This window comes from Arthrobacter sp. zg-Y1110, assembly GCF_025244865.1.
In the GTDB taxonomy this organism is placed as follows: domain Bacteria; phylum Actinomycetota; class Actinomycetes; order Actinomycetales; family Micrococcaceae; genus Arthrobacter_B.
Map to the genome: position 1 here is coordinate 2,983,822 of NZ_CP104272.1, position 13,106 is coordinate 2,996,927.

The window sequence follows — 13,106 nt, forward strand, 5'->3', positions numbered from 1 at the left end:
CGTAACGTGCTTGTAGACTGTCTCGCATGGCAGCACGCAAATCACCGTTCTTTGACACGGCGACCACTCTCGGGAAGCTCGTCGCGTTCTTCGGCATCAGTGCTCTTTGCGGAGTCCTGGCTGCCGGTCTCCTGGTTCCGGTAGCCGCAGCAGCAGGCACAGCCGCATCCGGATCCATCCAGTTCTTTGACCAGCTTCCGTCGGAACTGGAACGTGGGGCGCTGGCCACGCCGTCAAAGATCTATGCAAACGACGGCTCCCTGATCGCCACCGTGTACGAGGAGAACCGCCAGCCGGTGACCCTCGACCAGGTGTCGCCCAATATGGTGGACGCCATGCTGGCTATCGAGGATGACCGGTTCTACGATCACGGCGGGGTGGACCTGCAGGGCATCATGGGTGCTTTGGTGTCCAATGCCACCAGTGACAGCACGCGCGGTGCTTCCACCATCACCCAGCAATACGTAAACAACGTCATCATTGACACCAACATGCAGAACAACGAGGAAGTTGTTTTCAGCGGCGGTAAATCGGTTGGCGACAAGCTTCGCGAAATGAAGCTTGCAATTGCGGTGGAAAAAGAGCTGAGCAAGGACGAAATCCTTGAGGGCTACTTCAATATCGTTCCGTTCAGCGGCACCACGTACGGCGTCCAGGCTGCGGCCCGCTACTTCTTCAACGTTGACGCCAAGGACCTGACCATTGCCCAGTCGGCCCTGCTGGCCGGCGTCGTCAACGGCCCCACTTTTTACAGCCCTGAGCTGAACCCCGAGCGCGCCCTGGAACGCCGGAACCTGGTGCTCCAGGCCATGTTGGATAAGGGCCGCATCACGCAGGCAGACTTCGACGCCTCTGTTGCCACCGGACTGGACCTGCAGGTCACTCCGGTTTCCAGCAACTGCGTTGGTGCCTCCCAGGCCCCCTACTTCTGCGACTACGTAACACGCCTTGTGCTCAACGACGAGAACTTCGGCGCCACCGAGGAAGATCGGGACAAGCTGCTCAAGCGCGGCGGCCTCACCATCAAGACCACCCTGAACCCGACGTTCCAGAATGCCGCGCAGACAGCCGTCAATGAAACGGCCAATCCGGACACCACCGACGCTGAGATCGGCCACGCGATGGTCAGCATCGAACCGGGCACCGGCAAGATCCTGACCATGGCCCAGAACACCCGGTACACGCCGGAACTCGCGGATGGCAACTCCGTCCAGAACTTCAACGTGGACGTCAACCAAGACGGTGATCCAGCCAAACCCCTCAACGGCTTGGGCGGTTTCCAGCCCGGGTCCACGTACAAACCGTTCACCGTTGCTGCCTGGCTGGATTCGGGCAAAACCCTGAACACCACCCTGAACGGTTCCAAGCGCACCTACCCCGCGGGGCACTCCTGGAACGCCAAGTGCCTGCCCGGCGGCCGCTACGTGGCACTTGAACCGTGGACGCCCATCAACTACGGCGATACGAACTACAAGAGCACCACCGTCCTGGACGGCCTGGCACAGTCCTACAACACCATCACCCTGGCGGAGATCAACCAGCTGGATTTGTGCTCCTTCCAGGAAATCGCCTTTGCCGCAGGAATCCACAACGGCAAGAGCTCGGAAGGCAAAGAGGACATGCTCTCCGTCGATCCGCCGTCTACCTTCGGCGGCGGCGGCGACGCCTCTCCGCTGTCCATGGCCACCGGTTTTGCTACCCTGGCCGCCGAGGGTGTGAAGTGTGACCCCATTGCGCTTGAGTCTGTCACCGGCGCCGACGGCACCGAATATCAGGTTCCGGAGCAGTCCTGCGAGCAGGTGATGCGCAAAGAGGTTGCCCAAGGCGTCAATATGGCCACTCAGCGGGTGATGACCAACGGTTCCGGTGTGAACCTGCAGGTCGGTGTTCCCACCGCAGGCAAGACCGGCACCAACGACACCCGTTCGCAGACCTGGTTCATGGGCTACAGCACCGGAATGGTCACCGCCTCGTGGATCGGCAACTGGAAAGCCAATAACACCACCATGTCCGACAAGCTGATCGGCGGACGGACCTACCCGGAGATCGACGGCTCCCTGATCGCCGGTCCCTCCTGGAAGAATTACATCCAGAGGATTGCCGGCCAGTACGAGGCCAACGCGTTTACCGCTCCCCCGGCCAGCATGGTCGGCAACACAACACCGCCCCGCGCCACTCCGCCGGCTTCCCCGCCGGCATCCCCTGCCGCAGATCAGGGGCCTGGCAACGGCGGCGGCAACGGTAACGGCGGCGGTAACGGTGGCGGCGGCGGTGAAGGCGGCGGCAACGGTAACGGTGGCGGCGGTGAAGGCGGCGGCAACGGCAACGGCGGCGGCAACGGCGGCGGTAACGGCGGCGGTAACGGCTAGTGGCTGATTCGACCCTCACCTCCGTGGGGCGGAAGGCAGCATGGCTGGCCGGCGGCCTCGCCGGCACCGGCGCTGCGGCCCTCGCCTACGGCTCCCTGATAGAACGCAACCTCTTCGGCGTCCGTGAAGAAACAGTCCGGGTCCTGCCGACCGGAAGCACTCCCCTGCGGGTCCTGCACCTTTCGGACATCCACTTTGTTCCCGGCCAGGAGCGGAAAGTCCGCTGGCTGCAGGGCCTGGCTGAGCTGGAACCGGACCTGGTAGTCAACACCGGCGACAATCTCAGCCACCCGCAGGCAGTGCCAGCCGTGCTTGAAGCGTTGAAACCCGTGATGCGTTTCCCGGGCGTCTTTGTCCCGGGCTCCAACGATTACTACGCCCCGGTGCTGAAGAATCCGTTCACGTACTTCACCGGCCCCTCCAAGCATCGGCGCGAGCCGGAGAAGCTGCCCTGGGGCAGCCTCTTCGACTCTTTCCAGGACGCCGGCTGGCAGAACCTGACCAACACCAGCAGCGTGATGGACCTGCCCGGCCTGCGCCTGAACTTCTCCGGAGTGGATGACCCGCACCTGGGGCGGGACAAATATCAGGGCTTTGCACCGTCCGGCGTAGCCGCATCCACGGGGAACAACGCAGCGCCCGAAGTGAAGATCGGCGTCGCCCATGCTCCCTACCAGCGGGTACTTAACGAGTTCACCGGCGGGGGTGCCGAGATCATCCTTGCGGGGCACACCCACGGCGGACAGGTCTGCATTCCCGGCTACGGCGCCCTGGTCAGCAACTGTGACCTGCCGACCTGGCAGGCCCGCGGCCTGACGTCCTGGGCACATGCGGGACGCCGGGTGCCGCTGAACGTCTCCGCCGGCATCGGCACCTCGCGCTATGCACCGGTGCGCTTTGCCTGCCGTCCCGAGGCGGTCCTGCTGACCCTGACGGCGCGGGACTCCTAAGCCCGGACCAGGCGCCGGACCGGCCTTCCGCAGGTGCCGCCGGAGACGTTCAAAACGTCCGTTTCGCGGAATCGGGATTTGTCTAGTATCCTTGTAAAGTTGCTTCGCGAGGTCGTCAAACACTTCAGCGAAACAGTGGTTACGGGGTGTGGCGCAGCTTGGTAGCGCGCGTCGTTCGGGACGACGAGGTCGCAGGTTCAAATCCTGTCACCCCGACCAGCAAGGGCCGGTCAGAGAAATCTGACCGGCCCTTTTGCGTTAAGCGCCAAGAGCAAAATGCCGGGACTACACGAACTTCTCCCCGGTAAGCCGTTCATAGGCCTCCACATACCGGGCCCGGGTGCGTTCGACGACGTCGTCCGGGAGAGCGGGGGGCGGCACATCGGAACGCCGGTCCCAGCCCGAGGCCGGTGAGGTAAGCCAGTCCCGCACATATTGCTTATCGAAGGACGGCTGGGCCTGGCCGGGCGAATACAGTGCCGCGTCCCAGAAACGGGACGAATCCGGGGTCAGCACTTCGTCCCCCAGGGTGACCGCACCGGTAACCGGATCCTTTCCGAACTCCACTTTGGTATCGGCCAGGATGATCCCGCGTTCCCGTGCGACGGCTTCGGCGCGGGTGTAGATCTGCAGCGTCAGGGAACGCAGCTCGTCCGCCGTGCCGGCACCCACTGTGTCCACCACTGCTTCATAGGTGATGTTTTCGTCGTGTTCGCCCTGCTCGGCCTTGGCCGAGGGGGTAAACACTGGCGGTTCAATCCGTGAACCGTCCACCAGCCCGGCAGGCAGCGGCAACCCGCACACTGTCCGGGAGGCCTGGTACTCGGCCAGCCCGGAGCCGGTGAGGTAACCGCGGGCAATACACTCCACCGGGTACATCTCCAGCTTTTTGCAGATCATCGCCCGGCCGGCCACCGCGTCCGGTACACCCTCCCGGGCGGAAATCACGTGGTTCGCGATGTCCCCCAGCTGGTCAAACCACCAAAGACTGAGCTGGGTGAGGATCCGGCCCTTGTCCGGAATGGTGCTGGCCAGCACATGGTCATACGCACTGATCCGGTCGCTGGCCACTACCAGCACGCGGCCGGCGTCGTCCCCGTCCCCCTCGGGCACGTACAGATCGCGGACCTTGCCCGAATACACGTGCCGCCAGCCGGGCAGCTGGGGCGCATGGCCCGTACCGTCGCTCATGCGAGTTTCCCTTCCCGGGCCGCATCGGCTTCCGGGGCGGCGGTGCTGCCCGCCTGCCCCGAGCTGCCTTCCGGAACCCGCACTTCGCCGCGGGCAGCCTTCAGGGCAATATCGGTGCGGTGCTGGGACCCCTCCAGCCGGATCAGATCGACGCCGGCGTAGGCACGGTCCCTCGCCTCGTTCAGGTCCGAACCCAGCGCGACAACGGAAAGCACCCGCCCGCCGGCGCTGTGCACCTTGTCCTTCTTGAGCTTGGTTCCGGCGTGCAGCACGTGTACACCCTCCAGCCGCCCGGCTTTCTTCAGCCCCCGCACCCGGTCACCGGTCCTCGGCTTGCCCGGATAGTTTTCCGCTGCCACCACCACGGCGACTGCGGGGCGCGGGTCCCATTTGAGCTGTTCCATGGCATCCAGCTCCCCCTTGGCCGCCGCCATCAGCAGCCCGCCGAGCGGTGTCTTCAACCGGGCCAGCACCGCCTGCGTCTCCGGGTCGCCGAAGCGGGCGTTGAATTCGATGACCCGCACCCCGCGCGTCGTCAGGGCAAGCCCGCAGTACAGCACGCCCACGAAGGGGGTGCCGCGGGAAGCCATTTCGTCGATGGTCGGCTGCGCGACCCGGCGGACCACGTCCTGCACCAGCCCGGCCGGCGCCCAGTCCACGGGCGAGTAGGCGCCCATGCCGCCGGTGTTGGGGCCGGCGTCGTCGTCGAAAATCCGCTTGAAGTCCTGGGCCGGAGCCAGCGGCACCACGTGCCGTCCGTCCGAGAGCACAAAGAGCGAGACCTCGGGGCCGTCCAGGAACTCCTCGATCACCACGGTTCCGCCCGCCTCGAAGCAGGCGCGGGCATGCTCCAGTGCTTCCTTCCGGTCCGAAGTCACCACCACGCCCTTGCCCGCGGCCAGCCCGTCGTCCTTGACCACGTACGGGGCGCCGAAGGTGTCGAGCGCGTCGGCTGCTTCCTCCATGGTGCCGGCCATGCGCGCCATGGCCGTGGGAACGTTGGCGGCCGCCATGACCTGCTTGGCGAAGGCCTTGGAAGCTTCGAGCTGGGCGGCGGCCTGCGACGGACCGAATACGGCAAACCCTGCCTCCCGCAGCGCGTCGGCAGCACCTGCCGCGAGCGGTGCTTCCGGCCCGATGACCACCAGGTCGGAACCGAGGGAGCGGGCCAGATCCGTGACCGCGGAGGGGTCGGTGGCCTCGACCGGGTGGACCGGCACCAGCTGGGCAATGCCTGCGTTCCCGGGTGCCGCGTGGACCTCGCGGACATAGGGATCGGCCAGGAGCGCTTGGACAAGGGCATGTTCGCGGCCGCCGGGGCCTACTACGAGAACCTTCACAGTAGATCAGGGTACTTGCTGGGATGGACCGCCTGAAAGCACCTGCCCAACATGACGCCGCGGCACGGATTGCCGCAGCGATGCCTGTCCGCGGCGGCTCGACATCCCGGGCTACCTATTTGGCATGCGTCCGGTACCTGTAGGCCGGCGTCCCTTGCAGGTAGCCCGAGGCGGATCGATAGTGGAAGTGCGGAAGCTGCAGTCGTGCAGCGCATGCCGAGGAACAGCGGGGGGCAGCGAGATCGACGGCGGTGCCGGGGCCGTCATCGCCGGTTCGCCCCCCGCACCCCTTTAGACTGAAGAACATGAACGCAACTTTTACCGCGTCCGACGCCGTTGAACTGGCAGTGCTGGAGCGCAACGGTTTTATCGAATCCCGCCACATCGGCTCCGCCGTCGTGATGGCCGCCGACGGCACCGTGGTCACGGAACTCGGTGACATCACCACGCCGATCTTCCCCCGCTCCACGCTCAAGCCGTTCCAGGCCGTCGCGGCCATGCAGTCCGGGGTGCCCTTGCGCGGGCCGCAGGTGGCACTTGCCGCCGCCAGCCACGTCGGCTCCCGGGAACACACCGACGTCGTCCGCGGCATGCTGGCCGCCGCCGGCGTCACCGAGGGGCACCTGCAGTGCCCCGAGGACTGGCCGCAGGACACCGAGGCCCGAAATGAACTCATCCGCGAAGGCAGGGGGCCGCAGCGGATCGCGTTCAACTGCTCCGGCAAGCACGCCGCTTTCCTCTGGGCGTGCACCGAGAACAACTGGGACCACGCAACCTACCTGGATCCCCAGCATCCGCTGCAGCGCCGCATCGCCGAGCTGATCGAGGAGTTCACCGGCGAAACCGTGCAGCACTGGGCGGTGGACGGCTGCGGCGCGCCGCTGGCCGCTGTCTCGCTGACCGGACTGGCCCGCGGCATCGGCCGGCTGGCCAAGGCGCCGTCCGGCAAGCATGGCAACGCCCGTGCGGCAACGGTTGCCACCGCGATGCTCGACTACCCGTGGGCGGTGCACGGCCACGGCCGCGAGAACTCGGTTGTGATGGAGGACCTGGGGATCATCGCCAAGAACGGCGCCGAGGGTGTCCTGGTGCTGGGCACCGACACCGGCGTTTCCGTGGCGCTGAAGATGCTCGACGGCAATACCCGCGCCGCCTCCCTGGTGGGCCTGACGCTGCTGGCCGCCAGCGGCGCCGTCGATCCGCTGGCCGTGGAGAAGGTGCTGACCAAGATCATGCAGCCGGTGCTCGGCGGCGGACAGCCCGTGGGAAGCCTGCGGCTGGGTGCGCCGGTCACGGCGCTGCTGGGCTAGAAGCGTGGCACGGCGCCGGATCTCCGGCGAAGACGGCCGGGCCGCACTGCAGGCAGCGGCAGCCGGGGCAACCGACCGCGGCACCACTGCCATGGCGGTGCGCTATGCCCTGGAGGAACTCGCGGAACGCGCCCCCGGCAACAGCGTCGAGGTCCGGGTTCCGCCCTTCGGGGTGACTCAGTGCGTCGCCGGCCCCCGGCACACCCGCGGCACTCCCCCGAACGTCATCGAGACCGACGGCGCCACCTGGCTGGCGCTGGTCACCGGCCGGCAGTCCTGGGCCGACGCCGTTGCCGCGGGGAAGGTGGCGGCCTCGGGGCTGCGCGCCGACCTTTCCGATGTGCTGCCGCTCTTCCGGACCGGGTCCTAGGATCCCCGGCCGGGATCCGTCCCGTCCACGCCTGATCTCCATCGGCAGGCGGGAGAGTGCCCGGCCGGTAGAATCGAAGCATGGTTTCCGAGCAGCACAGCCCTGAGCGCCGCGAGATTACGGTCCGCCGCGCTCCCCGTTTCGTCCCTTTCCTGGCACTGGGCGTGGTTGCCGGGTTTATTGCTGCCCTCTTTGTCGCTTACGGCGGGGCCGAGAACCCCAGCTTCACGCGTGAAGCCACCCTCGGGTTCTTCACCGTCATGTTCGGCCTCCCGGGGCTGCTGCTGGGCGCCCTGACCGCGCTCATCCTGGATTGGATCAGCGTCCGCAGGGCCCGCCGGTCCACGGTTGAGAGCGTGGATCCCGCGGAACCGGAAAGCCGGGAACAGCCGCCGTCGTAACGGTTGCGCACACAGCCCGCGCCGCCGGTTGTCCATGAGACAATTCACACATGGCACGCGGAGACGGACAGCTTTCCCATGATCTGATGCCCGGCGAAAAAGGCCCACAGGATGCCTGTGGAGTCTTCGGAGTCTGGGCCCCCGGCGAAGAGGTAGCGAAGCTTACCTATTACGGGTTGTACGCCCTGCAGCACCGCGGACAGGAGTCCGCCGGCATCGCCACCAGCGACGGCAACCGCATCAGCGTGTACAAGGACATGGGGCTGGTATCCCAGGTCTTCGACGAAACCACGCTCAATACCCTCCTGGGGCACATTGCGGTGGGGCACTGCCGGTATTCAACCACCGGTGCCTCCCACTGGGCGAATGCCCAGCCCACCCTCGGCGCCACCGCGAGCGGCACCGTGGCCCTGGCGCACAACGGCAACCTGACCAACTCCGCCGAACTGTACGAGCTGATCCTCGAGCGTGAAGGCAGGCCCCGCACCGGCGAAATCGCCCAGGGCAACACCTCCGACACGGCCCTGGTCACCGCCCTGCTCAACGGCAGCGACGGACGGTCCCTTGAGGACACGGCCATGGAACTGCTGCCGAAACTGCGCGGCGCGTTCTCCTTCGTGTTTATGGATGAGGGCACCCTCTACGCCGCGCGGGACACCTACGGCGTCCGGCCGCTGGTGCTTGGAAGGCTGGAGCGTGGCTGGGTGGTGGCCTCCGAAGGCTCCGCCCTCGCCACGGTGGGAGCCAGTTTCATCCGGGAGATCAAGCCGGGCGAGTTCATTGCCATTGACGAGTCAGGGGTCCGCAGCCGCACCTTCGGGGAGCCGACGCCGGCCGGTTGCGTGTTCGAGTACGTTTACCTCGCCCGCCCCGATGCCACCATTGCCGGCCGGTCGGTGTACGAATCCCGCGTCGAAATGGGCCGACAGCTGGCACGGGAAAACGCGGTCGAAGCGGACATCGTGATCCCGGTCCCGGAATCCGGCACCCCGGCCGCGGTGGGATACGCCGAGGAATCCGGCATTCCCTTTGCCCATGGGTTCGTCAAGAACTCCTACGTTGGACGCACCTTCATCCAGCCCAGCCAGACCCTTCGCCAGCTCGGCATCAAGTTGAAGCTGAACGCCCTCGAATCGGTAATCCGCGGCAAGCGGGTAGTGGTGGTGGATGATTCCATCGTGCGCGGCAATACGCAGCGTGCCATCGTTCGGATGCTGCACGAAGCCGGCGCCCTTGAGGTCCACGTGAAGATTTCCTCTCCCCCGGTGAAATGGCCGTGCTTCTACGGCATCGACTTCGCTTCCCGGGCCGAGTTGATCGCCAACGGCGCTGCCGTGGAGGAAATCCGCGCGTCCATCGGCGCGGACAGCCTGGCCTACATTTCCGAAGACGGCATGATCGATGCGACCCTGCAGCCGCGGGAACGGTTGTGCACGGCCTGCTTCACCGGTGTCTACCCGATCGAACTGCCCTCCGCGGACCGGCTGGGGAAGAACCTGCTGGAACCCGGCAATCCCGCCAATCCCGCGGAGGACGCCGGCTCCAACGGCTGTGACCCGGGACCGGACAGCGAATACGAGAACCTGCTTACCGACGCCGAAAAGAAAGAAGCCGTATGAACGCCGCCCCCATCACCTACGCGTCCGCAGGAGTGGATGTCGAAGCCGGCGACAAAGCCGTTGAACTGATGAAGGCAGCCGTAAAGGCCACCCACAATCCGTCGGTGCTGGGCGGGGTGGGCGGTTTCGCCGGCCTTTACGACGCCTCCCGGCTGCTGCGCTACCGGAAGCCGTTGCTCGCAACGTCCACGGACGGCGTCGGAACCAAGGTTGCCATTGCGCAGGCCATGGATATCCACGACACCATCGGCTTCGACCTTGTGGGCATGGTGGTGGACGACATCGTGGTGGTGGGAGCCGAGCCACTGTTCATGACGGATTACATTGCCTGCGGCAAAGTAGTGCCGGAGCGCATCGCCGACATAGTCCGCGGCATCGCGGCTGCCTGCGAGGTGGCCGGCACGGCACTGGTGGGCGGGGAAACCGCCGAACATCCGGGTCTGCTGGGTGAGCACGAGTACGACGTCGCGGGCGCTGCCACGGGCGTTGTGGAGGCGGACCGGCTCCTCGGCCCGGACCGCGTCCGCCACGGCGACGTAGTCATCGGCATGGCATCTTCGGGAATCCACTCCAACGGCTACTCCCTGGTCCGCCGCGTCATCAACCATGCCGGCTGGCAGCTTGAACGCCAGGTTTCCGAACTGGGACGCACCCTGGGCGAGGAACTGCTCGAACCTACCCGTGTCTACGCCGCGGATTGCCTGGACCTCGCCCGCTACGACGCGGCCGGAGTGCACGGTTTCAGCCACGTGACCGGCGGCGGATTGGCAGCAAACCTGGCACGCGTGCTGCCGAAGGGGTTGCAGGCCACGGTGGACCGCTCCACCTGGGAACTGCCACCCGTGTTCAAGCTGATCGCCGAACTGGGCAACGTCCCTCAGCCGGACCTCGAACGTACGCTGAACCTCGGCGTCGGCATGGTGGCGATCGTCGACGCCGGAAGCGCGGACGCCGCGCTTGAGCGCCTCGCGGCCCGCGGCGTCCCCGCCTGGGCCATGGGCACTGTCGGCGGGATCGAAACGCCGTCCGGCACCGATGCCGATTTTGTACAGGGTGCCAAGGGCGTTGACGGCGGTGCGGTCCGCTTGGTCGGGGCCTACGCCTAAGCACTCCCCCCGAACAGAGCAAGGCCCCGCACCGGATACGCCGGTGCGGGGCCTTGCTCTAAAACAGGAACTTACTTACAGGCTTAACGCCATTCAGCGGACCCACCCTAAGGTGATCCGCTGAAGGAGGCAATTGGCCAACGTCGTTGAGGAAATTACCGCTAGCCTACGCGGCGGTTCCCCTCATCATCGTCATCGTCGCCAAATTGATCCGCGTACTTATCTTCGTACGCCGAGTAGTCGGGCTCAGCCGGCTCCTCGGGATATCGACTGGATGGACGACTCGTCGGTCCTGAGAGCTCACGCTGCAGCGCCGAGTAGTCCGTGGCAGGGGTGAAGTACTTCATCTCCCGAGCCTGCTTGGTTGCTTTTGCCTTTTGACGGCCGCGCCCCATGGCGTGACCCCCTTTTTGCGTCGATCCGGAGGTTAGTCGTTCGGGCAGATGAACGAGGGCCCCGGAATATTTGGTCAATTTGTCGTAAGTACAGGTTACATGTTTTCCCGCTGGCTTGTGCCCCCTCGACCGCGGCGAGGGGTATTCCCCGAGCATTAGCACAGCGCCTCCGGCACGCCGGTCCCTGCGCCCACCCGCCGATATTGGCTAAAGTCGGGGGTAGAGACAGTTTTGGGGTGCATCATGCCACCGCCTACAGGGAGGACAGACGTTCACCATGAGCGATCAGAAAAGTACACCGGAAGCGGTTTATCCGCCACCGGAGAAGGAAAGTACGCCGGGTGCCTTCCCCGATCTGAGCGCGCATTCGGACTCCCCCGCGTGGCTCTCCGAAGACGGAAACCACGACGCCGGAGTCTGGGAACGCAGTTTCGAGGGTGCCGGAGACGCTGACATGGCCGCCGCCGAAGGGGCTGACGGCGCAGGCTCCGCAGCGGATGCCCCGGCTATGGCCGCCGGAACTGAACCCGACGGTGACGAAACCGCTGCGTTGGATCTTCCCCCGGAGCCAGTGGTGGTAGCACCGGAGGAACTCGAACTGGAAGAACCTTCCCTGGCCGAGCCGGCCCTGAGTGATGACGCCGTGGAAGCAGCGTCCCTCGACCAGGTTGTCTCGGAAACCGCTGCAGCCGAGGCCGACGCGGCGGAAGCCGGGCGCCTGTCCGGACTGGAACCCGCTCCTGCCGGGACGGAAGTCCAGGTGGACGCCAACGCTGCCGGCGCCAATGAGCCCGGAGAAACTGACGAGGCGACCACTCTTTCCGGTCCAACACCCGAGGACGGCGTTGCAACGGCCTCCGAGTCTGAGTCGGCTGCCGGTACCGCTGTGCCGGACGGGACCGAGGCTGAAGCCGTGCCGGACGGCGCGGAGGCTGAAGCAGTGCCGGACGGCGCGGAGGCTGAAGCCGTGCCGGACGGGGATACTAAAGACTCCGCGACCCCCGGCGACGGTGCAGATAACTCCAAGGCCGATGGTGCCGAGGCTGAAGACACAACCGACAGCGCGGAGGCTGAAGCCATGCCGGATCGGGGTACTGAAGACTCCGCGGCCCCCGGCGACGGTGCAGATGACTCCAAGGCCGATGGCTCCGAAGGTGAAGCCGCCGTCGGGCTAGACCTTCCGGCGCCCGGCGAAACACCTGAACCAGCCGCCGAAGCGGAGCAGGAACCGTCCGCAGGGGGCACTGAACCGCATCCCCTGCACGGCATCAATGCGGCAGCTCCGATGACCGCGGCACCCCAGGAGCGCACCGTCGCCCCGGATGCCGCATCAGGAGAGCCGGAGCCCGTGACGGCAGCTGTACCGGCGGGCGACACCCGCCGGTCACGCCGGCTGGCCGAAAGCCAGGCAGCGGGGGCCACGGCAGCATCCAAGCAGTCCGGCGCTGCCTCCGGCGCCACGGCCTCCGCAACTGGGGCAGGGACGCCGGCAGGCATCGCCCCCGCCGCGGCAAAGGACAGCGGCAAGAGCAAGCGCAACACCCGCCTGCTGCTGGTACTCGGCGGCGTTGTGCTCGCCGCCGTCGTCGCCATCCTGCTTTTCGTGTTCGTCTTTAACGGCAAGGAGGAAGGTGTCATCTCCGAGGATGTGAGTCCTCTCGAGCTGGCGGACGGCGCGTGCCTGAAGGATTGGGACGACGTCAACTCCAGCGCCACCGTAGTCACCTGCGAAACGCCGCACAACGCCCAGCTGGTCGCCACGGACAGCTTCACTGAGGACGCGGCCTTCCCCGGCACCGGCGCCCTGGAAGAGCGGGTCAGCGAGGTCTGCGCGGCTGTGGAGTATGCCGACGCCGCCGCGGAGTCCCCGGGCTTGAAGCTGACCAAGTCCATCCCCACCGAGCAGACCTGGGCCTCCGGTGACCGCCGCGTGGACTGCATTGTCTTCGCCCCTGAGGGCCAGGAACTCACCGAGTCCCTGGTTCAGGAGTAAGCGCCCCAGGCAACAGCACAAAGGCGCGCGGCGGGCATCAGCCGCCGCGCGCCTTTGTGCTT

11 protein-coding genes and 1 tRNA gene are annotated in these 13,106 nt (G+C 66.2%); 9 read left to right on the plus strand and 3 right to left on the minus strand.

Translation table 11 applies throughout. The features are described from left to right. Nucleotides 1-26: 26 nt before the first annotated feature. The 3 genes from N2K99_RS13945 (at nt 27) to N2K99_RS13955 (ending at nt 3,538) form a co-directional block, all read left to right on the plus strand. Nucleotides 27-2,369: a transglycosylase domain-containing protein gene (locus tag N2K99_RS13945; protein WP_227932930.1), complete on the plus strand. Its 2,343-nt coding sequence runs from the start codon at nt 27-29 to the stop codon at nt 2,367-2,369. Continuing rightward, nucleotides 2,369-3,319, plus strand: coding sequence for a metallophosphoesterase (locus N2K99_RS13950; protein WP_374200025.1), 951 nt, complete (start codon nt 2,369-2,371; stop codon nt 3,317-3,319). Before N2K99_RS13945 ends, N2K99_RS13950 begins: the two co-directional genes overlap by 1 nt. A 142-nt stretch (nt 3,320-3,461) precedes the next feature. After that, nucleotides 3,462-3,538 (plus strand) — tRNA-Pro (locus N2K99_RS13955). A gap of 66 nt (nt 3,539-3,604) precedes the next feature. Here the strand turns inward: N2K99_RS13955 and N2K99_RS13960 are convergent. Further along, the gene (locus tag N2K99_RS13960) at nt 3,605-4,510 is read right to left on the minus strand and encodes a phosphoribosylaminoimidazolesuccinocarboxamide synthase (RefSeq protein ID WP_227932929.1); all 906 of its coding nucleotides are present in this window, start codon (nt 4,508-4,510) and stop codon (nt 3,605-3,607) included. Continuing rightward, nucleotides 4,507-5,850 carry a phosphoribosylamine--glycine ligase gene (gene purD, locus N2K99_RS13965; protein ID WP_227932928.1) on the minus strand — a complete coding sequence of 448 codons (1,344 nt, stop codon included), beginning with the start codon at nt 5,848-5,850 and terminating at the stop codon, nt 4,507-4,509. Before purD ends, N2K99_RS13960 begins: the two co-directional genes overlap by 4 nt. 305 nt (nt 5,851-6,155) lie before the next feature. On the opposite strand from purD, the gene N2K99_RS13970 reads away from it, so the two are divergent. The 5 genes from N2K99_RS13970 (at nt 6,156) to purM (ending at nt 10,656) form a co-directional block, all read left to right on the plus strand. Then, nucleotides 6,156-7,160: an asparaginase gene (locus N2K99_RS13970; RefSeq protein ID WP_227919181.1), complete on the plus strand. Its 1,005-nt coding sequence runs from the start codon at nt 6,156-6,158 to the stop codon at nt 7,158-7,160. Nucleotides 7,161-7,164: 4 nt separating this feature from the next. Continuing rightward, nucleotides 7,165-7,530, plus strand: a complete 366-nt coding sequence (locus N2K99_RS13975) for a sterol carrier family protein (protein WP_227919182.1) — start codon at nt 7,165-7,167, stop codon at nt 7,528-7,530. A gap of 80 nt (nt 7,531-7,610) precedes the next feature. After that, nucleotides 7,611-7,931, plus strand: coding sequence for a hypothetical protein (locus tag N2K99_RS13980; RefSeq protein ID WP_227919183.1), 321 nt, complete (start codon nt 7,611-7,613; stop codon nt 7,929-7,931). Nucleotides 7,932-7,981: 50 nt separating this feature from the next. After that, a complete protein-coding gene (purF, locus tag N2K99_RS13985) occupies nt 7,982-9,550 on the plus strand; it encodes an amidophosphoribosyltransferase (protein WP_227919184.1) in 1,569 nt (522 codons plus the stop codon). Continuing rightward, complete coding sequence (purM, locus tag N2K99_RS13990) at nt 9,547-10,656, plus strand: phosphoribosylformylglycinamidine cyclo-ligase (RefSeq protein WP_227932927.1); 1,110 nt, start codon at nt 9,547-9,549, stop codon at nt 10,654-10,656. The genes purF and purM overlap by 4 nt, the downstream gene beginning before the upstream one ends. A 161-nt stretch (nt 10,657-10,817) precedes the next feature. Here purM and N2K99_RS13995 read toward each other — a convergent pair whose 3' ends face one another. Continuing rightward, the gene (locus N2K99_RS13995; protein WP_146361664.1) at nt 10,818-11,051 is read right to left on the minus strand and encodes a DUF3073 domain-containing protein; all 234 of its coding nucleotides are present in this window, start codon (nt 11,049-11,051) and stop codon (nt 10,818-10,820) included. A gap of 277 nt (nt 11,052-11,328) precedes the next feature. Between N2K99_RS13995 and N2K99_RS14000 the strand changes: the two genes are divergently transcribed. Then, a complete protein-coding gene (locus N2K99_RS14000; protein WP_227932926.1) occupies nt 11,329-13,044 on the plus strand; it encodes a septum formation family protein in 1,716 nt (571 codons plus the stop codon). Nucleotides 13,045-13,106: the final 62 nt, after the last annotated feature.